Genomic DNA, 22,621 nt, shown 5'->3' with positions numbered 1-22,621 from the left:
TCAACTTAATTCATTACGGTTGCCTGAGGCTCGTAATCGATCATTTCAGTAATTTCGTTTTTCTCATTCATAATGGCGACTTTCGGTTTATGAAGCTTTGCCGCCTCGTCCTGAATCATCATATAAGAGATGACGATAATGACGTCTCCTTCCTGAACGAGTCTTGCTGCAGCACCATTTACACACATGACACCGCTGCCTCTTTCACCTTTAATAATATACGTTTCAAATCTTGCACCATTATTATTATTGACGATTTGAACTTTTTCATTAGGATACATGCCAACAGCATCCAGAATATCCTCATCGATCGTAATGCTGCCAACATAGTTTAGATTCGCCTCTGTAACACGCGCTCTGTGGATTTTCCCGCTCATCATTGTCCGAAACATGATGACTCCTCCTCTACTGTAAATATGATGTTATCAATCAACCGTGCTCTCTCAAACTTTACAGCTGCTGCAATGATGATCTGACCGGTCTTTTCCACCGGCTGCTGCAGATCCGGATAAGACCAGATTTCCGCATAATCAATCAAACCTGATGTTTTGCTGATTTCATTGTTGATCATTTGTAAAGCTTCGTCTATGCCATGCTCGAGATACGCTGTTTTCGCTTTAGTGAGCGCTTTATAAATAATCGGCGCTTCGTTTCTTTCATGCGCTGATAAATAAACGTTACGTGAACTTTTTGCAAGTCCGTCTGATTCTCTTACCGTTTCAACCGGTACAATGTCCACCGGGATCCGAAAGCTTGATACAAGCCCCTGAACGACGGCTACCTGCTGGGCATCCTTTTGTCCGAAAAAGCTTTTATCCGGCATTACAAGGTTAAAGAGAATCGTAAGGACCGTGACTACCCCGTCAAAGTGACCCGGCCGGGATGCACCGCACAGGACATTAACGCGTGTTGCTGCTTTAAGCTGCACCGATAATTCCCCCGGGTACAGTTCTTCTACCTCAGGATAAAACAAGTAATCAACACCATGTTTTTCTGCGAGTTCTGAGTCGCGTTTGAAATCCCTTGGGTATCGTTCAAAGTCTTCACCCGGTCCGAACTGAAGCGGGTTCACGAAAATACTCATCACTGTCACGTCACATGACAAAACGGACTTTTGCACTAATTGCAAGTGACCTTCATGAAGAAAACCCATTGTCGGAACGAAGCCGATTGTTTTCCCTTCGCTCTTTATTGAACGTGAGAGCTGTTGCATGTCGTCTGCTGATCGAATGATTTTCACTTTCCATTTCCTCCATACAGGGCGATCCGCTGCTCTTCGTTCAGGTTAAAGGAATGATCGGCTGAAGGAAATGCCTCCTGTTTTACATCCTCATGATAGTGACGTAACGCATCTACAATCTGAGGATACACATCTCCGTATTTTTTAACGAATTTAGGGAGCCTGTGATCTCCGTAACCGACGAGGTCATGGAAAACAAGGACCTGACCATCTGACTGAACACCTGCACCGATGCCGATTGTCGGCACCTGCAGTTCTTTTGAAACCTGCTCCGTAATCTGCTGGGGGATACACTCCAGGACAACTGAAAAGGCTCCGGCATTTTGACAGTCAACAGCATCTTTAATCAGCTGTCTTCCCTGTTCTGCTGTTTTTGCCTGAACCTTAAAGCCGCCAAGTACTCCGGCACTCTGAGGGGTTAATCCAAGGTGTGCCATCACAGGGATTCCTGCATCAGTCAATGCCTCAATCATTGGTACAACACCTTTAGCACCTTCAACTTTTACCGCATGGGCTCCTGTTTCCTGAAGAAGCCTTGCTCCGGCTTTGAGCGTTTCTTCTTTTGATAGGTGGTAAGTCATAAATGGCATATCCACCACAATAAATGTATCCGGTGCACCGCGTTTCACCGCTTTTGTATGATGAATCATGTCTTCTATCGTAACGGGAACGGTTGAATCATAACCGAGAACAACCATGCCCAATGAATCCCCGACCAGAATCATGTCGATTCCGGCAGCCTCAGCCGCTTTTGCCGCGGGAAAATCATAGGCTGTTACCATTGAGATCTTTTCATTATTCTGCTTCATTTTTAAAAAATCAGTCGTACTGTTCACCGTTTCTCCTCCTTAACATTCAGAGGGGTGCAAAATGAACACATAAATAAATCCTTCCGTTGTAGACAGAAGGATACCGTGTTTTCATTTCGATCCTCTGTCCCTGTCACAATGGATCAAGGCAGATTTTTTTGTTTTCAGCTATAGGCAAAGGTGCAGTTCACAATGATACTGCCCACCGTTAGTATAACAGATCATGCACAATTCCTGCCAAAATAAAATTTTATTCGATATCTGCAGAGTAAATTTTATGCGTTTTACCTGATTGATCGACTAATAGCAGGATGCCTTCGTCCGTAATACCAGAAGCAAAACCTGTAATCTCGTCGTTTAGTGTCCGGGCGGTGATGGTTCTTCCAATCGTTACAGCATAAGATTCCCATTTAGCCTTAATTGGCAGAAAACCTTCTTCCATGTAAATAGCATAATGCGTTTCAAGTTTCTTCATAATGGCCTGAATGAGTGAAGAACGAGAAAACTGCCTGTTGCCTTCAATGGCGAGTGAAGTTGCAATCGAACTCAGTTCAGACGTGAAATCTTCCCGGGACTGATTCACGTTAATACCCATTCCAATGATCAGAGAGTGAATCTGTTCACTGTCCGCCTGAAGTTCTGTCAGGATCCCGGTTACTTTTCTTCCTTCAATTAATAGATCGTTCGGCCATTTAATATCCACCTTCAGATCGCAAACTTCTTTAATAGCTTCCACGATCGCTACAGCAGCAATCAGCGTGAATTGAGGTGCTTTCTGAGGAGGAAGGAGCGGTCTCAATAACAGGCTCATCCAGATTCCCGTACCTTTCGGAGAATGCCATTGTCTGGCCATTCTTCCCCGGCCTGTAACCTGTTCTTCAGCAATCACAAGTGTACCTTCAGGAGCTCTTTCCTGTGCCAGCTGGTGCGCAATTTTCTGAGTTGATTCAACCGATTCAAAATAATGAACCGTTCTGCCCAGTGTCTGAGTCTTTAAACCAAGCAATAAATCACTTTCCTTTATCGAATCACCTTTACTCACGAGACGGTAACCCTTTTTTCTTTTAGATTCGATGACAAAGCCCGCTTGTCTCAAATCCTCAATATGTTTCCAGATCGCTGTCCTTGAACAGCCGGCTTTTTCAGCAAGCTCCTGACCCGACAGAAACTGGTCACTACCTGAGGATAGTGCTGTTAAAATTGATCGTCTGATTTCAGAAACCATGTTTTCACCCATTCCTTAATCTCTGCTTCATTATTCTCTAATCGCTCATATAAAATGTTCATCTCTATCTGGCTTAACGCCTCTTTTACCCATGGGCCGCCTTTTTGGCCTGTCCAGCTGATCAGGTCTGTCCCGGTTGCTTTTATATCCTTTTTAGATCTGATTGGCATTTTCTCATGATCCTTGCGTATTCTTTCCAGATCAGGCGAAATATGATGTAAAACCGCGTATATTCTTTCAGCCGAGATGAGATGATCCAGGTCATACTGATAGCGGATTTCAATTGGATAATATCCTTTTTTTCTGACTGACAAAAGGTCATAAATGGAATGAAGTTTTTGAATAAAACGATTTGAATATCTCCATGCCTTCAGCTGCCTTTTCACATGATCCTCATTAGCCAGAGCGTATATAAGGACCAGGCGTTCTTCACCGTTTAACACAGTCCAGTCAACTTTTGTTAAACGATCAATCGTATCCTGTCCTTCCAAAAGCCGGGGAAGATAAGGTAAGAGCCCGGTTTCCATCATGACATTCAACCCGGCAATCATATGTGCTCCTGCAAGCAGCTTATCGAGTTCCATGCGTTTGCGTTCAACTGCGACATGCTCAAGCAGATAAGCCAGTTGTGTCATAGCCTGCAGGGTGTCATTATCCAGTGAAAACCCGAGCTGGGCTGCAAACCTTGCTCCTCTTATCATTCTTAAGGCATCCTCTGAAAATCTTTCATCAGCAGAGCCAACTGTTCGAATGACTTGTCTCTCTAAATCTGTCATCCCTTGAAATAAATCAATTATCTTGTAATCAGCAGTCATCGCCATCGCATTAATGGTAAAATCCCTTCTTTTGAGATCTTCGTCCAGTGATCTGACAAAGGATACATGATCTGGCCGTCTAAAATCTGTGTAAGCTGACTCAGTCCTGAAAGTAGTGATTTCATATTGACCGTGATCGGTCAATACGAGGACTGTTCCATGATTGATCCCTACATCAACCGTTCTTTCAAACACACTCTTTACTTCTTCCGGTGTCGCAGAAGTAGCAATATCTATATCGTGGATTGCCCTGTCAAGTAAATAATCCCTTACACATCCTCCAACGAAATAGGCTTCAAAGCCGGATGATTCAAGGCTTTTCAAAACAGGTTTTGCCTGTTCGAATAATTGATTCACGGGAGACTACCCTCTTCCAAAAGACTCAGGTACAGTTTCTCATACTGCTTGACGATGGTACTGGAGTGAAAATCGTTTTGGACGGTGACAACTGCCTGCCTTGAAAATGAGGTATGAAGTGTTTCATCATCGAGCAGACGGATTGCTTTTTCACTTAATGTGTCAATATCCCCTACTTCGGCTGTATAACCGTTGATTCCGTCCCATATGACCTCAGGAATGCCTCCTGCAGTTGTTCCAACGCATGGGACACCGCAAGCCATTGCTTCAAGTGCAACAAGCCCAAAGCTTTCTTTTTCTGATAATAGCAGCATGAGGTCACTGATTGAATACAGTTCCTCAAGGTTATCCTGCTTTCCGAGAAATAAAACGGATTCTTTCAGCTTCAATTCATCGACTTTTTTTAAGACTGCTGACATTTCCGGACCATCACCGGCTAGAATTAATTTCGCCGGCATCTCAGACCTGATCCTGGCAAATACGTCGATGACATCCGTGACACGCTTCACCTTTCGGAAATTGGATACATGGATGATCACTTTCTCATTTTGCTGAATCCCGTAATCCTTTTTCAAATAGTCAGATTGAACTTTCCGGTAGATCCGTTCATCCACGAAATTATATAACACATGAATAGTCTTATCCGGCGCAATCAGACTGCTTGTCTGTTCAACAAGCGCGTGGGACACTGCTGTTACCTCATCAGAACCCTCTATCCCAAAGCGAATGGCTTTTGTTAGCGTATCATCGACACCGAGCACTGTAATGTCCGTACCGTGAAGTGTCGTCACAATTTTAACGTTCGACTTAGCCATCTGCTTTCCTAAAATGGCACATACCGCATGAGGGATTGCATAATGAACGTGCAATATATCAAGGTCTTCCCTTTCAATCACGTCCGCCATTTTATTTGCCAGTGCAATATCATAGGGAGGATACTGGAAGACAGAATAATGGTTCACCTCAACCTGGTGAAAGTAAATATTTGAATACATTTTATTCAGTCGGAATGGAATACTTGATGTGATGAAATGAATTTCATGTCCCTTTTCAGCAAGAAGTTTTCCAAGCTCTGTTGCAATAACGCCGGACCCTCCAACTGTCGGGTAACAGGTTATGCCGATTTTTAATTTCATAATCAGTCTCCTAGCATTTCACGATTCAATATGAGAGGAAAAGGGCTGATAAAACCTTCTGCGTAACTCACGCCTGCTTCTTTTCCAAACACTTTGTCCCTTGCGATCACACTTTCTATATATTGATCGGTGAGTGGAGTTTCTACACCGTCTAAAGGAGTGAATTGACTTTTATAAGCCATCAGTACTTCCTGTTTACGCACGATCTGACTGGATATATTAATGACAAAATCCGGTTTATGTACACCATTGATCATATAATAATAAAGCTTCGCCTTATGAGGTGCATCCTCCGGTAAAATTTTTCGTATCCCTGCTGAAAAAACAGCTTCTTTTATAAGCTTCGAGGCGTTTCCATGATCAGGATGACGATCAATATAATAAGGAGCAAACACTGCCTTAGGCTTCACCTTACGAATCACGCTTACGAGCGCGTTTACATTTTCTTCATTCAGCTGAATATTCCGGTCCGGCATTCCGAGATTAATTCTTTTATCGGCACTTAAAAGAGCCGCTGCTTTTTCAGCTTCAAGCAGCCGATTTTCAGGTGTGCCATTAGAGGAGCGTTCCGCACGGGTCAGATCACAGAGAACAATGGTTTTCCCCTGTCCAGACCAGTTCAGGAGCGAACCGGCCATCCCGATTTCAATATCATCGGAATGTGCGCCGACTGCTAAAATATCAGCCATGTTCAATCTCACCTCTGATAATTCCCTGAATCAGTATTTTTGCCGTGCCAATGTTGGTAGCCATCGGAATTTTATATACGTCACCGAGTCTGACGAGTGCTGATACATCAGGTTCATGAGGCTGTGCCGTCAGTGGATCACGGAAAAAGAAAACAGCATCCAGTTCCTGATTGGCGATCCTCGCACCAATCTCCTGGTCTCCACCAAGAGGACCTGACTTAAATCGGTGTACCGGAAGACCGGTCAATTCTGTAATTCGTTTTCCTGTCGTGCCTGTAGCGAATAATTCGTGCAGCCCAAACTCTTCCTTATGAAGGTCAACAAATGTCAAAAGCTCTTCTTTCTTTTCATCGTGTGCAATCAGTGCAATTCTCATATCAAAACAACCCCTTAATCCAGAATATTTTCGACGCCGTATACAAGTTCTTCAAGGTTCATTACCGTTTCGATACAAAGCTTAACACCCGACATAAATGATTTTCTGTCATGAGAATCGTGACGGATTGTTAACAGTTGACCCTCTCCTCCAAACATAACCTGCTGATGAGCGACGAGACCCGGAAGTCTGACACTGTGAACCCTCATGCCATCTATTTCTGCCCCTCTTGCGCCAGGGACCGTTTCTTTTTCATCAGGATGTCCCTGCTGTTTGGAGGAACGCTGTTCACGAATCATTTCCGCTGTTTTTAAGGCCGTGCCGGATGGTGCATCCAGTTTCTGATCATGATGCATTTCAATGATTTCAATGTCACTGAAGTACTTTGCAGCCATCTGTGAAAATTTCATCATCAGTATGGCACCTACAGCAAAGTTCGGAGCAATAATGGTGCCAAGCTTTTTTTCTTTCGAAAGCTCCTTCAACTCATCAAGTTCATCTTTAGTAAAACCTGTCGTTCCGATCACCGGGCGAACGCCGTGCTGCAGAGCTGTTCTGGCATGGAGATAACCTGTTTCAGGTGTGGTCAGATCGACCAGTACATCCGGTATCGTTTCATCAAAACAGACAGCAGGATCCGTATATATTTTTACATCGGAACTGAATCCGTCCAGTTCACTTAAAAGCTGCTGATCATATTTACGGTCAATCACACCTGCAAGCGTAAGGTGCTCAGACTGTTCGACAAGACGAACTGCTTCCCTTCCCATTTTCCCTCTCGGTCCTGCAATCACAACTGATATTTTTTCCATTAGGCTTCCTCCTTTTTGGTCCAGCGATCTTTATCACGCGTAGTAAATTTTTTCATGACACGATTATGGGCATTTTCAAGACTGATCCCCTGTTCGTTTGCAAAACATGTAAGGACAAAAAGCAGATCTCCCAACTCTTCTTCAATAGTGCTTTCATCTTCGGTTTTCTTTTTCGGCTTTTCTCCATAATGATGATTAATCTCACGTGCCAGCTCTCCAAGTTCTTCTGACATCCGTGCAAGCATGGCAAGAGGACTGAAATAACCTTCTTTAAACTGGCCTATGTAATCGTCTACTTCCTTTTGCATGTCCACGATTGTTTTTTCACTTTTCATTTTCATCTCTCCCTGCATTGCTATTATGTATATACCTCGTCTATAATTATTTGTGGTTTAACAAAGGTTCAGTGTATCCGTTTATCCAAAATATTTCATGTAAAAGAAAGGGGGAAACTTTTTTGTTTGGCTTAAAATTTAAAAATATTTTATTTATTTTATTCGGATCCGCTGTATTCAGCTTTGGCATTGTTCATTTTAACATTCAGAACAACTTAGCTGAAGGAGGTTTCACGGGAATTACGCTTTTATTATACTTTATTTTCGACTGGAAACCTTCCATAACGAACTTATTACTGAATATTCCTGTATTTTTAATCGGCTGGAAGCTTTTAGGGAGAAAATCGTTTCTGTATACACTAATTGGTACAGTCGGAGTATCAATCTTTTTGGAGATATTTTATATTTATCAGTTCAGCATTCCGTTATCAAATGATTTGTTTCTGGCAGCACTGTTTGCCGGTGCATTTATCGGAATCGGACTAGGCATTATTTTCAGATACGGAGGGACAACAGGTGGGGTGGATATTATCGCCCGTCTTGGCAAAAAATATTTCGGCTGGAGTATGGGTCGAACCATGTTCGTTTTTGATGCAGGTGTCATCCTTCTCTCACTTCTAACTTATCTGAACTATAGGGAAGGGATGTATACGCTTGTAGCTGTTTTTGTCGGGGCTAGAGTCATTGACTTCATGCAGGAAGGCGCATACACAGCAAGAGGTGCCATGATCATTTCACCTTTGCAAAAACAGATTGCTGACAAAATCGCTTCTGAAATGGATCGTGGTGTAACAGTACTAACCGGGTATGGCCATTATTCTAAAGAACAGCGGGAAATACTGTATTGCGTAGTCGGTAGAAATGAACTTGTCCGTCTTAAAAATATCATTACATCTGTTGATCCTCACGCCTTTGTATCTGTCACAGACGTTCACGATGTACTCGGCGAAGGCTTCACACTAGACGAGAACAAAAAACCAATTGACATATAAAAACGCTTTAAAAAGCTCTAATGCATACAAAAAAAGTAAAAAAAGACTGCAGCAGCAGTCTTTTTTTATTAATCGTCTCCGTTCATTCCAACAAACATCAGGATGAAGCGAAGCAGTTCAAGCAATGCAACAAGCGCTGCTGCTACGTAAGTTAAAGCTGCAGCATTCAAAACCTTTTTCGCATGAGGCTCTTCTTCATTACGGATCAACCCTGAGCTGACCATTTCATTCATAGCCCGATTGGAAGCATCAAACTCTACCGGCAGCGTTACAAACTGGAACAATACTGCTGCTGCAAAGAAAACAATTCCACCTAACATGAATTCTGCTGAGCTCAATAAAATCCCCGCAAGAATAAGGATAAATGAAAAGTTTGAGCCCAGATTTGCAACAGGAACCAGCTTATGTCTGAATCTCAGGAAAGCATAGTCCTGTGCATCCTGAATAGCGTGTCCTACCTCATGGGCTGCTACTGCAGCACCTGCAACTGACATGCCATGATAGTTCTCTGGCGATAATACAATTTCCTTCGTACGCGGATTATAATGATCACTTAGAAACCCCTTACCAGGTTTTACAGTCACATCATAGATCCCGTTATCATGAAGGATTCGTTCTGCTACCTCGGCACCTGTCATATTTGCCGTCGTCTGAACTTTTGAATACTTTTTGTACGTCTTTTTCACACGGCTGCTTGCCCACAATGGCAAAATCAGGATCAGTGCGAAATAAATCAAAATTTCCATTCAGACCCTCCATTACATTTGTTTGATTAAATTTTACCTTTGCTGAACATTTAGTGTCAATTGTTATGATCACGAATATTCTTTCTATTTCTTTCTCCGACATATTTTCGCCATGAAACATAGCTCAACGTTGATATGACCGAAGTTGAGATAAATAACCCCAGAAACAGCAGCGGGTGCATGCTTTCTGAAACATTAATGATGAAGCGGATCAGATCCTGAAGAGTGTGAATAATGAATGATCCCGATAATAAAACCGTTAAATTGTACATAGACTCCCCTCCATAATCTAAATTATGCAGAGGATGTTTCATTAAGTCGTCAACTGTAAAGATCTTTCATAACGATTATTTCTAAGGACGAGTAACCATGCAATAAAGATTGAAGTAACACTGAGCCAGAAAGTAAAATAACCGATACCCATGATCATCTCTTCCAGACGCGAGTAAACCGGGTATTGCATAAATACATAATCAATGACGTCATTATGCAGTGTCCAGATACCGGCTGCGATCAGATGCCAGACTTTAAAAGTATAGTAAGGTGCATAAAGAAGACCCTGCAAAGCCATTGCCGAATGTGAGAATATTAACATCCACATGTCCGGGGTTAAATTACCCGTTACCTGCCAGGTTAAGAAGTTCATAACGACAGCCCAGATCCCGTATTTAAACAGCGTGATGATCGCGAGCGCTTCCATCAGCCTCCACCTCTTACCAATCAAATAAAAGAAAATAACGATCGTAAAAAAGAGACTTGCTGTTGGACTATCCGGTACGAATATGTAAAAGACCGGTTCCGTTTCGGCTAATTGCGGTTCATACCAGATATAACCGTAAATCGTGCCGCCCAGATTGACTAAAAACAATAGCCATAAGAAAATCCGGTTTTCCAGCCAGGAATAAATAAACTCTCTCATTTATTTCTCTCCTCGTAAAAAAAAGAGCCGGTTTCCCGACTCTTTTTTTATTATTCAGCAGCTGGGTCAGAAAGGAAGTTTGCAAGCTCCTGCAATTCTTCATCCGTACCCTGGAATAGTCCAGCAGGCATTGAACCCTGACCATTCACAGCAATTTCTGCAATCTCTTCAGGTGACAGTCCCGTTTCTCCAAGAGCAGGTCCTGCCCCACCTTCAAGGTTGGCGCCGTGACAGTTAATACAACCCTGTTCTTCATAGATTGCATAACCCGCTGCTTCCGTATTCACTTCTACTTCAGCAACAATCTCACCCTGGGAACGCTGAGTTTCCCAATCGTGATAAGCAACTGATTCCCAAGTAAGGAAAATCGTTGCTGCAACACCAAGAAGCATAAATCCTGTTGCAAGTGGACGCTTACCCGGTCTTCTTGCCGGTCCGCGATCAAGGAACGGAGCAAGTAACAACGCTCCAAATGCAATACCAGGAATAACAAATGCACCAATTACGTTATATGGTCCAGATGCGAAATCATATTTTAAAAGCTGGTATAAGAATAAGAAATACCAGTCAGGAAGAGGAATATATCCTGCATCCGTTGGATCCGCTACACGCTCAAGCGGCGGTTCGTGGGCTACACAAAGCGATAGAAAACCAATTAAGAAAACTGAGCCCACCAGCCATTCTTTTAATAGAAAGTTTGGCCAGAATGCTTCCGTTTTACCCGGAAACTCCGAATAGTCTTTAGGAATATTCGGTTTGCGGTTCGCAGGGACACGCGAATCGCCTACAAATTTCATCCCTTTTCCGCGATGCATAGTTTTCCCTCCTTTTTATTGTCCAAGTGGTTCGGTCTTTTTACAGCGGGCCTGAAATACCCTGCTTACGAATCATGATAAAGTGGGCTGCCATCAGACCAAGTAATGCACCTGGCAGGAAGAAAACATGAATCGCGAAGAAACGAGTCAGTGTCTGAGCACCAAGAATAGTCGTATCTCCTGCAAGAAGAACCCTGATCTGCTCACCGATAAACGGTGTTGCAGCAGCAATTTCAATTCCTACTTTCGTAGCAAACAGTGCTTTCATATCCCATGGAAGAAGGTAACCGGTAAAGCCTAGTCCAAGCATTACAAAAAAGATAAGTACACCTACAACCCAGTTAAGCTCACGTGGTTTTTTATAAGCACCTGTGAAGAATACACGAAGTGTATGAAGGAACATCATCACGATTACGAGACTGGCTCCCCAATGGTGCATACCGCGTACGATGACGCCGAATGCCACTTCGTTCTGTAAGTAATAAACAGAGCGCCATGCATTTTCAATGTCCGGTACATAATACATGGTCAAGAACATTCCGGAAAGAATTTGGATTACGGTTACGAAAAAGGTAAGTCCTCCGAAGCAATAAACAAAAGCTGAGAAGTGATGCGCCGGGTTTACGTGTTCCGGCACTTCGTGGTCAGCGATATCTCGCCACATCGGGGTAATGTCTAACCGTTCATCGACCCAATCATAAATCTTGTTTAGCACCCATTACGCCTCCTTTACTATGCAATTGTGTTTGGTACAGTTTGTCCAAGCTGCAGAATCCCGTCATCGCCTACTCTTGCTTCAAGCATATCGAGAGGAGCAGTTGGTGGCGTACCTGGAACGTTTTTACCTGATTTCTCATAAAGTCCATTGTGACATGGGCAGAAGAAACGGTTTGGTTCACTTTCTGTTCCTTCCCAGTTCACTGTACATCCTAAATGTTTACAAGTCGGATTTAGTGCAACAACATTCTGCTGTTCATCAAGATACACCCATGCTGTCTGCGTTACCTCAGATGTATACCATGCATCTTTCTGTTCGTATGAAAAGTCAATACGAGTTGGTACATCAGACAGTTCTTCTAATGTTGTTCCTGTTGAGACAAAGTCTCCGCCAGCCTCAGCTGTCAATACAGGATCAATCGCAAAACGAACCATTGGCATCAGCATTCCTGCTGCCATGAAACCGCCTACACCCGTCAGTGTATAATTCAAAAATTGACGGCGTGAAACACGCTGGTTACTCATTTGTTTCCCCCCTCTATCTTCAGGTCAGTCCATCGGACATTTTTCGCACAAATATATAACTAGGACATATCCATGATATATCAATATATTAACAAGGTCAATAATCGGTTAAGCCTTTTCATTTCAACAATGTGAAGTTTTTTTGAACGTTAGTTCGCCTGCCATTTCTGGACGATTAGTTTGACCAGCTGACTGACCTGATCATCGACAATTTTCTGCTTATATTTCGCATCCATATGCTCCATCGGAATAGACGGCATCCAGATAATCTCCGCGTCAAATTCCTGCTCATGCCCCCGCCAGAATGGATCAGCAGTGACAAAAATAATATTTTTGAACTCTTCTTTTTTAAATTGCAGAACCCAATCATTAAGCCGCTGTTTTTTCTGCTCATCTGATTCTGTTGAAAAATAAGTGAATGGAGGAAGTAAAAGCATCCGCCCTTTAAATTGCCGCTCGAGTAAAGAAGTGAGTAATGGTATAAACTCCCCCTGTTCGGCTTCCTGTCTTGACGATTCACCAAAACTGACCGGCAAAAGCGGCACTGTTACCGTATCAATATATTTTTTCTCCTGAAAATACAGGGTAATTTCCTTTCCACTCCAAATCATATCGTTGCCTCTCTTTCATACGCTTTATCTCATACATAGTTTATCATTTGTGTCTCAGTTATGCAGGATTTGGTCAAAATCCATAAGCTTTTCTGAAAATCCACACAAAAAAACAATTCCAAAACTGTCAGCCTGGTGTGACAGCTTCAGAACTGTTAAATAATCAGTGTTTCGTGTTAAAAACTTTTTTTCAATTCAGAAGTAAGCTCCTGAAATCGTTCGTAATCCTGATTATCAAGTGCACGATCGATTTCCTTCATCAGATGCTCTTTTTTAAAGGAGGACAGACTTTCCTTTAGAAACTGTTCTGCCAGAATTCTGTCTTTATCCGTTATTTTCACGTATTTTGGCATGAAAGGATTCTCTTCAAGAACAGCTGCATACTGGTGAGTGGAAAGTGACGCTTGAAAATTCAATTGAATATAAATATCATCATCACGGTGAAGACGAATATCATGAAACGATTTTTCCGCGTCTGTTGTCATCACATTCCCTTTGTAAAAACGGAAGGGGACATCATCGGTACAATTCGTCGACATGACGATACCTCTCGGGCAATATTGGGCTTCTTCAACAAAATGCAGATGTTCCATCAGCTGATCGTGGCTCATCAGATAGTTCAGGATCCAAACGGATTCACGCTTCTTAAGCTGATAATGGGCAAGAAACCAGCGGATAAAATCCTTTTTCTCATTTATTGAAACAGATGCAGCCATGATATTCCCTCCTCTGCACTTAAAATTGACTCAGACTGTCCAACGTCATTTGCCATTCTTCGTTAGACGGATCATGTTTAATCAGTTTTTCGAAAATAACGCGCGCTTCCTCTCTTCTTCCTTCTTCAAGGAGGAAAGAGCCGTAATCAGCAAGGAAGTCGGTATGATCATTATATACCACGTACGCCTTTTTATATTCCTCAAGTGCTTGATCATATTGTTCCTGCCATTCATATGCTTTAGCAGCATCCCAGTTAAATTGCGGATCATCTTCACCTGAGTTTCGGACTATTTCTATTACTTCAAGTACTTCATCAGCTCTCTCCTGATGAATGAGAATCCGGTTTAAAACGAGTGCCGCCTCAAGGTAGTCAGGATCAAGTGCAATCGCCTGACGCATGAATTCCTCAGCTTTCTGTTCAAGTCCAAGTTTTAATGAAAGTTTCCCTGCCGTTAAAAATAGTTCCTTGTGAAAAGGGTCGGATTTGACACCTGCTTCAGCCGCATCAAGTGCTTTTTCGAGCTCTTCATCATGCTCATATGCGCGGGCTAGAAGCAGATAGGCTGCGTGATATTCCGGATCCATTTCAAGTAGTTCTTCAAACACAGAACTTGCTGTCTGATAATGAGACGCCTGGTAGGCAGTAAAGGCATATTCAAACAACGTCTGTACATCCCGTTCATCTTCAAGCGCTGATTCATAATAAGGCAGCGCGTCTTCAAATGAACCGCCTGCACTGTAACATTCACCGAGTCTGCGGTTAATGTTGACACCTGCCATCTCAGGAAGGTTAATTTGTTTATAGTGTCTGATCGCTTCTAAAAAGCGTCCCTGTTCATTATACAATTCTCCAAGCGCAAACTGGATAACAGGTTCGTCCGGTAACTGTTTCTTCGCTTGTAATAGCTTTTGTTCACTGACTTCATACAGCCCCTGCATCTGATAAATATCCGCTGACAGCAGCATCGCACGGGGGAAAAATTCATTGTCAGCTGTGATTCTTTCCAGTAATACAAGTGATTCTTCTGTCTGATCCATTTCTGTATATACTTCAGCGAGCAGGATAACCAGCTCTTTTTCATCAGGATAAGCATCCATTAACTGTTCATACAACTGCCTGGATTCATCGAGAAATCCAAGAGCAAAAAGCTCCTCTGCTGCATCGAATTTTTCGTCATCCGTCCCTGTGTTTTTCAGCTGACTGAAATCCTCCATCGCTGTTTCTAGGTGACCCTGTTCAAGATTTCGGATTAACCGGTCTAGTGCACTCAACATTATCCCTCTTTCTATTCATTCTGTAAAAAGAATAAGAGAACTTTATCAGTTATTCAACTAAAAACCCTGTTCTTTTATATTCTCCATTTATGATCAAAAAACCTTTATTCGTTTTCAAATCATTTACAAGTAAAAAAGAGCGGTATGGACCGCTCTTTTACCATGCTGTTGAATGTTCAAACTCAACAGTTCATATTAAAGATGTCACAAAGCAGTATTGATAATTATTTTTTAATGACGGATTGCAGATCATCAAAAAATGACGGATAGGACACGCTGATACAGTCTATATCTTTAATTGAAACAGGGTTTTCTGTCAATAAAGATGCAACAGCCAGCATCATTCCGATCCGGTGGTCTCCACGCGAATCAGCCTCTCCACCCTGGAGTTTTACAGGACCGTTAATAATCATTCCGTCATTGGTCGCTTTGATATCTGCTCCAAGCTTCGACAGTTCTTCAACGACTGCGTCAATTCTATTTGATTCTTTGACTTTCAGCTCTTCAGCATCTTTGATAATGGTAGTACCTGAGGCCTGCGTTGCCATTAAAGCGATAATTGGGATCTCATCAATAAGTCTTGGAATGAGTGCTCCACTGATTTCCGAGCCCTTAAGAGATGAATATTTGATCGTTACAGTTCCGGCCGGCTCTGCATCCTCTGTTACTTCGCTCAGTTGGATGTCAGCTCCCATCTGGTTTAACACATCAATAATTCCGGTGCGCGTTTCATTTAATCCTACATTTTTCAATTCTATTGAGCTGCCTGGTGTTATAGCTCCTGCTACGAGGAAGAAAGCAGCTGAGGATATGTCACCAGGTACGTGAATATCTCTTCCCTTGAAGGATTGTCCACCGGAGATAATGATTGTATCATCCTCTCTTTTAATGTCGCCGCCAAACAGTCGGATCATCCGTTCAGTATGATCTCTTGTTTTCTCAGGTTCCGTGATTTTTGTTTCATGTTCTGACTGCAAGCCTGCAAATATCAGGGCAGACTTCAGCTGCGCGCTCGCAACAGGCAAAGTAAAATCAAACGGCTGTAAGTCTCCACCTCTGACGGATAGTGGTGTGTACTCGCCGTCCTCTCTCCCATCAATGGACGCGCCCATTTTACGCAATGGATCGGTAACCCTTTTCATCGGCCTTTTGGCAATGGATTCATCCCCCTGGATGACAGAATGAAACGGGCGGCCTGCAAGAATTCCAAGCAGCAGCCTAGTGGTCGTTCCCGAATTTCCTGTATCAAGTACCTCTGAAGGTTCTTTCAGTCCATCGAAACCTGTTCCATGAATAATTATCTTGTCATCATTTTCCTCAATCCGCACCCCCATCTTGCGGAAGCAGTCAATCGTGCTCAGGCAGTCATCCCCTTTAAGAAATCCTGTTACAGTTGTCGTTCCTTCAGCGATGGCACCGAACATGATTGAACGGTGTGAAATGGACTTGTCACCCGGAACCTGAATTTCTCCGTTTAACACTGAGTCTTTAAAATGCAATGATTTCATAGTGGCACTCCTTTATACGGTAAACACATCATATTTTGTGTGTGCAGTAATACATTCGGCTCCACGCTTTCGGTCTTCCTCGGTTTGAAAGCTGATCGACATGACGCCGTATATGTCTTCGCGTGTCTCCATGATCCTTAGATTAACGATACTTATATGTTCCGAAGCCAGCAGTCCGGTTATTTCAGAAATGACACCGGGGTAATCCGGCACGTCAATGAAGAGGTCATAAAACGAAGGGATTGCGCCTTTTTGAAGAATTGGCATATTATCACGAAATTCCTTCGCCTCTTCAAAGTAGGAAAAGATTGAGGCAGGTTCGGCTTTTTCAAGCAGATCCAGAACGTCATCCATTTCTTCTTTCCAGCCATTCAGCAGCATACGGAGTATGTCAATATTATGAATGGTAATATCAGTCCACATCGTCGGGTTAGATGAGGCAATTCTTGATATATCTCTGAATCCACCCGCTGCCATTCTGGAAATGAGCGGCTGTTTTTCATAATGCTTTTTCACCTGATGGACAAGCGAAGAGGCAATAATGTGCGGAAAGTGGCTGACGATTCCGGTTATATAATCGTGCTCTTTAGGCTCAACAACAAGAAACTTTGCGCCCGTGCCATGTAGCCACTCTTTAAGTTTATTTACACTGCCGTTTGCTCCTTTTGAAGGAGTAAGCAGATAAAAAGCATTTTCAAAAAGAAATGTTTTAGCTGCAGAAACACCACTCTTATGCGAACCGGCCATCGGATGTCCACCGATAAATGTAATTCCCTTGTCAGAAAGGATGTGGCTGTTTTCCATGATCAACGCTTTCGTACTACCTACGTCTGTTACAATCACATCTTTTTTCAGGTTCCAATCGGAAAGCATTCCCATCATCCGGACGGTCTGATCAACCGGCGTGCAAATCATGATAAGATCTGCCTTTTCAGCTTCTTTCTGCAGGTTACACGCTTCCTCAGTAATCATGTTCATTGCCTTAGCTAGCTTCATTTCTTTCTCACGGATATCGTATCCGCTAACCCTTGCATCCGGATGTTCCTTAAGAATCGAAAGTGCAAGAGATCCGCCTATCAGTCCGAGGCCAACGATTAATACATTTCCTTTCATACTTTCACAACCTTTAAGAATTAATGGTCTCAGTCAAAACGGAAATAATTTTGCTATTCTGTTCCTCTGAACCGACTGTGATGCGAAGGCTTGTAGGGAAGCCCAAAGCGTTCCCGCTTCTCACAATTAATCCGTTTTGCAGTAAAATGTTAAATAATTCATCGGCATCACGCTTAAAATCAATCAGAATAAAATTTCCCTGTGACGGATAGTAGCTTAATCCGAATGCTTGACAAAAATCTTCAAACTGACGGAGTCCTTTTGTGTTCTCAAGCTTACATTTTTCAATAAAATCCTGATCAGACAGCGCTTTTGCAGCAGCAAACTGCGCCAGTGTACTTGTATTAAATGGTTCGCGCACCGGTTCAAGCGCCTGGATGACGGAAGGACTTGAAATTCCATACCCGACGCGGAAGCCGGCAAGTCCATATGCTTTTGAAAAGGTTCTTGTCACGATCAGGTTGGGATATTCAGCCGCTAATTGAATGCCGTTGTAATAATCCTCATCTGTAACGTACTCATGATAAGCTTCATCCAGCACAACGAGTACTTTTTCAGGGATTTTGTCCAAAAACGCCTTGAGTTTTCCGGTTTCTGCAAGAACCCCCGTCGGATTATTCGGGCTGCATACCCAGACGACTGCGGTTTGACTGTCTACCGCTTCAGCCATGGCATCAAGATCATGAGCACCGTTCACAAGCGGAATCTCTCTTACTTCTGCTCCTTCAACTACTGCATTGTGTTTATATTGCGGGAAGGAAGGCGCAGGCATGACAGTATTTTTACCCGGTTCAAGTAAGGCCCTTGAAATAATCTGAATGACTTCATCCGATCCGTTTCCAAGAATAAACTGCTCAGGCTGAAGGCCATAGTGGTCAACGAGCGCAGTTCTCAGAATAGAGCCTGCACCGTCAGGATAAAGAGCAAAATTAAATTCTCCAGAACGGATTCCTTCCGTCACTTTTTCCGAACATCCAAAAGGATTCTCATTTGATGCGAGCTTAATAATTTCAGTCAAACCGAATTCTCTTTTCACTTCATCTGATGTTTTACCTGGTTTGTAAGGTGAAAGTTTTCTGACCTGCTGTTTAATATCCACCGTATTTCCTGCCTTTCAACTTCAAAGTTTAGAATTGTTTACTAGATCAGGGCGAAGTGTTACTGCATCCCTCTGATAGATATGAATGATATCCGACTGCTTCACTTCAGTGTTAACATGCAGCATTACCCTGATGCACCTTGGTAATGATCCCTCAACCGGAATTTCCTGCATACACATAACGGGAACATAATCCCAACCGTGAATTTTTCTTAAAGCTTTTGCAGGAAAAGCCGAAACGAGGTCGGGTGTTACTGAAATAAATACAGAGGCTGTCTGGTCAGGGTTTACATGATTTTGATTAATCATCTCTAACAGAAGTGATTCTGTAGAGAGAATCACTTCCTGCTCTGAATCATTTGCTACAGTTGTTGCTCCTCTAATCCCGCGTATCATTAAATCTTCCTTTCTTATATAAATTCAGGTAACTGACATTGAGCACTTAACGGTCTGTTATCCTAAAAGACGAAACGTTTCCTCGAGTTCCTCCCCGGAAACAGGCACAAGTTCAGGGTTTCCAACTTCAGAAAGGAGAACAAAACGCACTTTTTTACCGATCGTTTTTTTATCCTTCTTCATCAGGGTTAGCATTTCATTAAACGGCGCACTTTTGAATACATCAGCGTACCCCAGCTGTTTAATCCATAACCTGAACGAATCAATATCAAAAGAAAGGTTCCTTTTATTTCTGCTTACGTATAAGGCAAATACCATTCCGATCATCACACACTCGCCGTGTGTTTTATTTCCGTATCCTGACCAGGCTTCAACAGCATGGCCGTAGGTATGGCCAAAATTAAGAAATGCTCTGACACCAAGCTCTTTCTCATCAAGTTCAACAATATCTCTTTTGATTTCGATTCCACGCTTCAAACAATAAAGGAGAAACGCTGGATCCATTTTTTCAAAGGATCGAAGACTTTTCATTAATTCCTTCAAAAACAGCTCATCAGCTATGAGCGCATGTTTGATCACTTCAGCAAAACCTGAACGAAGTTCATTTAGAGGAAGTGTATCAAGAAAACGGCTGTCATAAATCACAGCTGATGGCTGATGAAAGCTCCCGGTCATGTTTTTACCAAGCGGGTGATTGATGGCTGTTTTACCGCCTACTGCACTGTCATGGGCAAGGACTGTCGTCGGAATTTGAATGAAGCGGATGCCTCTCATATAAGTAGCCGCTACGAACCCCGCAAGATCTCCGGTTGCGCCGCCTCCGAGTGCTAGTATGACGGAATGCCGGTCCAGTCCTGCTTCCAGTGCCGCGCCGATCGCTTTTTCGTAGCAACGAAACGATTTCGCCTGTTCACCTGAGGGAACGAGATGCACAACTGCGTCCAGCTGATCCAAATAGGAGTCAACATACTTTTTGTGCAGTGAATATACAGTCTCATCGGCAATCAGCAAAAACGAGGTACAAGCGGGATTCAGGCTTTGGGTCACTTCATTTAACGAGTCAAGTGCCCCGTCCCCCAACATAACCGGATAGGTCCCCTGTGACGACTGAATGTGAATGGTTTCCATTTTAAAATTCCTTTGTATAAGACCGGTACTCATCAATAGATGCCTTCAGACGGTCAAAACGGTCACTTTCAAACTGCTCACAAAGTGCTTTCGCCACTTCCCATGCTACAACCGCTTCAGCCACTACCGCTGCAGCCGGAACTGCACAGCTGTCCGATCGCTCAATACTTGCAGTAAACGCTTCTTTTGTATCAATATCAACACTTTCAAGCGGTTTATATAAAGTAGGGATCGGTTTCATAACCCCTTTTACAACAATCGGCATACCAGTGGTCATACCGCCTTCAAAACCGCCAAGACGGTTGGATTTTCTATAATATCCGCTCTCTTCATTCCACGCGATTTCATCATGAACCTGACTCCCGAACATTTCTGCAGCTTTGAACCCGAGTCCGAATTCAACACCTTTAAAGGCATTAACACTCATAACGGCACCGGCAATTTTCGCATCCAGCTTACGATCGTAATGAACGTAACTGCCAACTCCTGCCGGAACACCTTCAATAATGACTTCAACGATTCCACCAATTGAATCACCATTCTTTTTGGCCTGATCGATCGCTTCTTTCATTTTTTCTGAAGTATCGGGATCAATGCATCTTACTTCACTTTCTTCTGAAAGACTGCGGATTTCTGCTGCCGATAATTCTCTTTCCTGTTCTAATTTAACTCCGCCGATTTCTTTGACATGACAGGCAACAGAAATGCCGAGTTCATTTAATAGTTTCTGCGCCACTGCTCCGGCTGCGACCCTAACAGTCGTTTCACGTGCAGAAGAACGTTCAAGAACATTTCGCATATCACGATGACCGTATTTGATGCCGCCGTTTAAGTCAGCGTGTCCGGGACGCGGACGAGAAATCTTTCTTTTAACTTCGCTTTCTTCTTCCTCTGTTAAAGGGTCCGCTCCCATGATTTTAGTCCAGTGTGTCCAGTCTTTATTTTCCACGACCAGCGCCACGGGAGATCCGAGTGTTTTTCCGTGCCTGATCCCGCTGAGCAACTGTGCCTGATCTTTCTCAATCTGCATTCTGCGCCCACGGCCATATCCTTTTTGTCTTCTGGCCAGGTGTTCGTTAATATCTTCCGCCACAAGTGCAAGACCAGCCGGAAGACCCTCGATAATGGTAGTCAGCTGAGGTCCGTGTGACTCACCTGCTGTTAAGTATCTCATCATAACACTTTCCCCCTTCAACTCGTTAAAGCATTTTTTCTATTGATACAGTCTATCATACTTTTTCTGAACTATGTAGTCTAAATAGCGCTTTTACAAACTATACTTTCCGGTAAAAAAACGTATCTGCGGTTTCAAAACCGTATCTCGACGGATTAAAAATCTGCTCGGTTGACCCGACAAACAAAATCCCACCAGGCTTTAAAGCCTGACTGAATTTATGATAAAGCGCATCTTTTGCCTCTTCAGTAAAATAAATCATGACATTTCTGCACACAATCAGGTCATAACCTGATTCAAAACGGTCATTTAAAAGGTTTTGCTGCTTAAAGCTCACTACCCGCTTAATTTCATCAGAGACCTTATAAAAGGCCCCCTGCTGGAGAAAGTACTTTCGCTTGATGTCAGACGATACTTCAGCCAGGGCGCGTTCAGCGTAAAGTCCTACCTTGGCTTTTTCAAGTGCAATTTTATCAAGATCGGATGCAGTAATTGAAATTTGGTTTAACGGCTGATGTGTTGACATCACCATAGCCAGCGAATATGGTTCTTCCCCTGTCGAACAGGCAGCGCTCCATACTTTTAATTTACTGTTGTGCTTCAGCAGTTCAGGCAGGATCCTGTTTTGAAGAACCTCCCACCTCTTTGCATTCCGGTAAAACTCCGACACATTGATCGTCATACGGTCAAGAAATTCATCAAGTAAGCCTTGATCCGCATTCAGCTTGTCTGAAAAATCCCTGAATGAGCCGTATCCCTTTTTTTCATATAGAGAAGTAAGGCGTCTTTTCATTTGGGCTTCTTTATATAAAGAAAGATCGATTCCTGTTTTTTTGTTGATAAAGGTTACAAATTCAGTGTAGTCCTGTGTCATAGCCGCACCTCGTTTAGTTTAGTAAAAATGGATTAGTTAAAGTATAAGAAAAGGATGGATTAAATGCTATTATAATTCACTGTTTAGTGATTTTTTTCTGAAATTTTGTAAAAAAACCGGGCAGGAGGTCCATCCTACGCTCGTATAGTATAGATAACCAGATTTTTCTCTGGTTCCTCTGTTATACATGTTTTATTTGTATAATGAAGGTGGATCAG

The 22,621-nt window shown here is 42.9% G+C and carries 27 protein-coding genes; 1 reads left to right on the top strand and 26 read right to left on the bottom strand.

Annotated elements, in window-relative coordinates; translation table 11 throughout:
* Positions 1–5: 5 nt before the first annotated feature.
* From panD to E2491_RS00095, 10 genes are all read right to left on the bottom strand, one after another.
* On the bottom strand, positions 6–392 hold the full coding sequence (gene panD, locus E2491_RS00140; protein WP_134371366.1) for an aspartate 1-decarboxylase: 387 nt from the start codon (positions 390–392) through the stop codon (positions 6–8).
* Positions 377–1,240: a pantoate--beta-alanine ligase gene (gene panC, locus E2491_RS00135; RefSeq protein WP_134371365.1), complete on the bottom strand. Its 864-nt coding sequence runs from the start codon at positions 1,238–1,240 to the stop codon at positions 377–379. Before panC ends, panD begins: the two co-directional genes overlap by 16 nt.
* Positions 1,237–2,076 (bottom strand): 3-methyl-2-oxobutanoate hydroxymethyltransferase, encoded by an 840-nt coding sequence (gene panB / locus E2491_RS00130; protein ID WP_134371364.1) that lies wholly within the window; start codon positions 2,074–2,076, stop codon positions 1,237–1,239. The genes panC and panB overlap by 4 nt, the downstream gene beginning before the upstream one ends.
* A 223-nt stretch (positions 2,077–2,299) precedes the next feature.
* Positions 2,300–3,274, bottom strand: coding sequence for a biotin--[acetyl-CoA-carboxylase] ligase (locus E2491_RS00125; protein WP_134372236.1), 975 nt, complete (start codon positions 3,272–3,274; stop codon positions 2,300–2,302).
* Positions 3,244–4,446 carry a CCA tRNA nucleotidyltransferase gene (locus E2491_RS00120; RefSeq protein ID WP_134371363.1) on the bottom strand — a complete coding sequence of 401 codons (1,203 nt, stop codon included), beginning with the start codon at positions 4,444–4,446 and terminating at the stop codon, positions 3,244–3,246. The genes E2491_RS00125 and E2491_RS00120 overlap by 31 nt, the downstream gene beginning before the upstream one ends.
* Complete coding sequence (bshA, locus tag E2491_RS00115) at positions 4,443–5,582, bottom strand: N-acetyl-alpha-D-glucosaminyl L-malate synthase BshA (protein ID WP_208528021.1); 1,140 nt, start codon at positions 5,580–5,582, stop codon at positions 4,443–4,445. Before bshA ends, E2491_RS00120 begins: the two co-directional genes overlap by 4 nt.
* A 2-nt stretch (positions 5,583–5,584) precedes the next feature.
* Positions 5,585–6,277: a bacillithiol biosynthesis deacetylase BshB1 gene (gene bshB1, locus E2491_RS00110; RefSeq protein WP_134372234.1), complete on the bottom strand. Its 693-nt coding sequence runs from the start codon at positions 6,275–6,277 to the stop codon at positions 5,585–5,587.
* Entirely contained in the window at positions 6,264–6,647 is a 384-nt protein-coding gene (locus tag E2491_RS00105) for a methylglyoxal synthase (RefSeq protein WP_134371361.1), read from the bottom strand. Before E2491_RS00105 ends, bshB1 begins: the two co-directional genes overlap by 14 nt.
* 14 nt (positions 6,648–6,661) lie before the next feature.
* Positions 6,662–7,459: a 4-hydroxy-tetrahydrodipicolinate reductase gene (dapB, locus tag E2491_RS00100; protein ID WP_134371360.1), complete on the bottom strand. Its 798-nt coding sequence runs from the start codon at positions 7,457–7,459 to the stop codon at positions 6,662–6,664.
* Entirely contained in the window at positions 7,459–7,794 is a 336-nt protein-coding gene (locus E2491_RS00095) for a nucleotide pyrophosphohydrolase (protein WP_134371359.1), read from the bottom strand. The genes dapB and E2491_RS00095 overlap by 1 nt, the downstream gene beginning before the upstream one ends.
* A gap of 122 nt (positions 7,795–7,916) precedes the next feature.
* Between E2491_RS00095 and E2491_RS00090 the strand changes: the two genes are divergently transcribed.
* The gene (locus tag E2491_RS00090) at positions 7,917–8,786 is read left to right on the top strand and encodes a YitT family protein (RefSeq protein ID WP_134371358.1); all 870 of its coding nucleotides are present in this window, start codon (positions 7,917–7,919) and stop codon (positions 8,784–8,786) included.
* Between the two features lie 68 nt (positions 8,787–8,854).
* On the opposite strand, the gene E2491_RS00085 is transcribed toward E2491_RS00090, so the two are convergent.
* The 16 genes from E2491_RS00085 to E2491_RS00010 all read right to left on the bottom strand — a co-directional run bounded on the left by E2491_RS00085 (position 8,855) and on the right by E2491_RS00010 (position 22,403).
* Positions 8,855–9,532 (bottom strand): zinc metallopeptidase, encoded by a 678-nt coding sequence (locus tag E2491_RS00085; RefSeq protein WP_134371357.1) that lies wholly within the window; start codon positions 9,530–9,532, stop codon positions 8,855–8,857.
* A 56-nt stretch (positions 9,533–9,588) separates the two neighbouring features.
* Positions 9,589–9,804 carry a sporulation protein YpjB gene (locus E2491_RS00080; protein WP_166805739.1) on the bottom strand — a complete coding sequence of 72 codons (216 nt, stop codon included), beginning with the start codon at positions 9,802–9,804 and terminating at the stop codon, positions 9,589–9,591.
* A 41-nt stretch (positions 9,805–9,845) separates the two neighbouring features.
* On the bottom strand, positions 9,846–10,451 hold the full coding sequence (lhaT, locus tag E2491_RS00075) for a lipoprotein heptaprenylglyceryl N-acetyltransferase LhaT (RefSeq protein WP_134371355.1): 606 nt from the start codon (positions 10,449–10,451) through the stop codon (positions 9,846–9,848).
* A gap of 50 nt (positions 10,452–10,501) precedes the next feature.
* Positions 10,502–11,266, bottom strand: coding sequence for a menaquinol-cytochrome c reductase cytochrome b/c subunit (locus tag E2491_RS00070; RefSeq protein WP_134371354.1), 765 nt, complete (start codon positions 11,264–11,266; stop codon positions 10,502–10,504).
* Between the two features lie 40 nt (positions 11,267–11,306).
* Positions 11,307–11,981 carry a menaquinol-cytochrome c reductase cytochrome b subunit gene (qcrB, locus tag E2491_RS00065; protein ID WP_134371353.1) on the bottom strand — a complete coding sequence of 225 codons (675 nt, stop codon included), beginning with the start codon at positions 11,979–11,981 and terminating at the stop codon, positions 11,307–11,309.
* A 17-nt stretch (positions 11,982–11,998) separates the two neighbouring features.
* Entirely contained in the window at positions 11,999–12,508 is a 510-nt protein-coding gene (locus tag E2491_RS00060; protein ID WP_134371352.1) for a Rieske (2Fe-2S) protein, read from the bottom strand.
* A 149-nt stretch (positions 12,509–12,657) separates the two neighbouring features.
* Entirely contained in the window at positions 12,658–13,119 is a 462-nt protein-coding gene (locus E2491_RS00055) for a YpiF family protein (protein WP_134371351.1), read from the bottom strand.
* A 176-nt stretch (positions 13,120–13,295) separates the two neighbouring features.
* The gene (locus E2491_RS00050; protein WP_134371350.1) at positions 13,296–13,835 is read right to left on the bottom strand and encodes a ReoY family proteolytic degradation factor; all 540 of its coding nucleotides are present in this window, start codon (positions 13,833–13,835) and stop codon (positions 13,296–13,298) included.
* 19 nt (positions 13,836–13,854) lie between these two features.
* Positions 13,855–15,111 carry a tetratricopeptide repeat protein gene (locus tag E2491_RS00045; RefSeq protein WP_244093836.1) on the bottom strand — a complete coding sequence of 419 codons (1,257 nt, stop codon included), beginning with the start codon at positions 15,109–15,111 and terminating at the stop codon, positions 13,855–13,857.
* A gap of 224 nt (positions 15,112–15,335) precedes the next feature.
* On the bottom strand, positions 15,336–16,619 hold the full coding sequence (gene aroA / locus E2491_RS00040; protein WP_134371349.1) for a 3-phosphoshikimate 1-carboxyvinyltransferase: 1,284 nt from the start codon (positions 16,617–16,619) through the stop codon (positions 15,336–15,338).
* Positions 16,620–16,631: 12 nt separating this feature from the next.
* Positions 16,632–17,732: a prephenate dehydrogenase gene (locus tag E2491_RS00035; protein WP_134371348.1), complete on the bottom strand. Its 1,101-nt coding sequence runs from the start codon at positions 17,730–17,732 to the stop codon at positions 16,632–16,634.
* A 13-nt stretch (positions 17,733–17,745) separates the two neighbouring features.
* Positions 17,746–18,831, bottom strand: coding sequence for a histidinol-phosphate transaminase (hisC, locus tag E2491_RS00030; RefSeq protein WP_134371347.1), 1,086 nt, complete (start codon positions 18,829–18,831; stop codon positions 17,746–17,748).
* A 21-nt stretch (positions 18,832–18,852) separates the two neighbouring features.
* Positions 18,853–19,227: a chorismate mutase gene (gene aroH / locus E2491_RS00025; RefSeq protein ID WP_134371346.1), complete on the bottom strand. Its 375-nt coding sequence runs from the start codon at positions 19,225–19,227 to the stop codon at positions 18,853–18,855.
* A gap of 57 nt (positions 19,228–19,284) precedes the next feature.
* Positions 19,285–20,355: a 3-dehydroquinate synthase gene (gene aroB / locus E2491_RS00020; RefSeq protein ID WP_134371345.1), complete on the bottom strand. Its 1,071-nt coding sequence runs from the start codon at positions 20,353–20,355 to the stop codon at positions 19,285–19,287.
* Between the two features lies 1 nt (position 20,356).
* A complete protein-coding gene (gene aroC / locus E2491_RS00015; protein WP_134372230.1) occupies positions 20,357–21,529 on the bottom strand; it encodes a chorismate synthase in 1,173 nt (390 codons plus the stop codon).
* A gap of 100 nt (positions 21,530–21,629) precedes the next feature.
* Entirely contained in the window at positions 21,630–22,403 is a 774-nt protein-coding gene (locus E2491_RS00010) for a CheR family methyltransferase (RefSeq protein WP_134371344.1), read from the bottom strand.
* Between the last annotated feature and the right edge of the window lie 218 nt (positions 22,404–22,621).

This window comes from Jeotgalibacillus sp. R-1-5s-1, from assembly GCF_004405105.1.
Classification (GTDB): Bacteria; Bacillota; Bacilli; order Bacillales; family Jeotgalibacillaceae; genus Jeotgalibacillus.
The sequence above is the reverse complement of the archived record's forward strand: the minus strand, read 5'-3'. Positions and strand labels throughout refer to the sequence as shown.

Coding starts and splice junctions, on each gene's coding strand:
- E2491_RS00055 (WP_134371351.1), bottom strand. CDS start 13,119: ATGATTTGGAGTGGAAAGGAAATTACCCTGTATTTTCAGGAGAAAAAA.
- E2491_RS00035 (WP_134371348.1), bottom strand. CDS start 17,732: ATGAAAGGAAATGTATTAATCGTTGGCCTCGGACTGATAGGCGGATCT.
- E2491_RS00095 (WP_134371359.1), bottom strand. CDS start 7,794: ATGAAAAGTGAAAAAACAATCGTGGACATGCAAAAGGAAGTAGACGAT.
- panD (WP_134371366.1), bottom strand. CDS start 392: ATGTTTCGGACAATGATGAGCGGGAAAATCCACAGAGCGCGTGTTACA.
- bshA (WP_208528021.1), bottom strand. CDS start 5,582: ATGAAATTAAAAATCGGCATAACCTGTTACCCGACAGTTGGAGGGTCC.
- E2491_RS00085 (WP_134371357.1), bottom strand. CDS start 9,532: ATGGAAATTTTGATTTATTTCGCACTGATCCTGATTTTGCCATTGTGG.
- dapB (WP_134371360.1), bottom strand. CDS start 7,459: ATGGAAAAAATATCAGTTGTGATTGCAGGACCGAGAGGGAAAATGGGA.
- E2491_RS00125 (WP_134372236.1), bottom strand. CDS start 3,274: ATGGTTTCTGAAATCAGACGATCAATTTTAACAGCACTATCCTCAGGT.
- E2491_RS00045 (WP_244093836.1), bottom strand. CDS start 15,111: ATGTTGAGTGCACTAGACCGGTTAATCCGAAATCTTGAACAGGGTCAC.
- aroC (WP_134372230.1), bottom strand. CDS start 21,529: ATGAGATACTTAACAGCAGGTGAGTCACACGGACCTCAGCTGACTACC.
- E2491_RS00050 (WP_134371350.1), bottom strand. CDS start 13,835: ATGGCTGCATCTGTTTCAATAAATGAGAAAAAGGATTTTATCCGCTGG.
- E2491_RS00010 (WP_134371344.1), bottom strand. CDS start 22,403: ATGACACAGGACTACACTGAATTTGTAACCTTTATCAACAAAAAAACA.
- aroB (WP_134371345.1), bottom strand. CDS start 20,355: ATGGAAACCATTCACATTCAGTCGTCACAGGGGACCTATCCGGTTATG.
- E2491_RS00080 (WP_166805739.1), bottom strand. CDS start 9,804: ATGTACAATTTAACGGTTTTATTATCGGGATCATTCATTATTCACACT.
- aroH (WP_134371346.1), bottom strand. CDS start 19,227: ATGATACGCGGGATTAGAGGAGCAACAACTGTAGCAAATGATTCAGAG.
- aroA (WP_134371349.1), bottom strand. CDS start 16,619: ATGAAATCATTGCATTTTAAAGACTCAGTGTTAAACGGAGAAATTCAG.
- E2491_RS00105 (WP_134371361.1), bottom strand. CDS start 6,647: ATGAGAATTGCACTGATTGCACACGATGAAAAGAAAGAAGAGCTTTTG.
- E2491_RS00060 (WP_134371352.1), bottom strand. CDS start 12,508: ATGAGTAACCAGCGTGTTTCACGCCGTCAATTTTTGAATTATACACTG.
- E2491_RS00070 (WP_134371354.1), bottom strand. CDS start 11,266: ATGCATCGCGGAAAAGGGATGAAATTTGTAGGCGATTCGCGTGTCCCT.
- lhaT (WP_134371355.1), bottom strand. CDS start 10,451: ATGAGAGAGTTTATTTATTCCTGGCTGGAAAACCGGATTTTCTTATGG.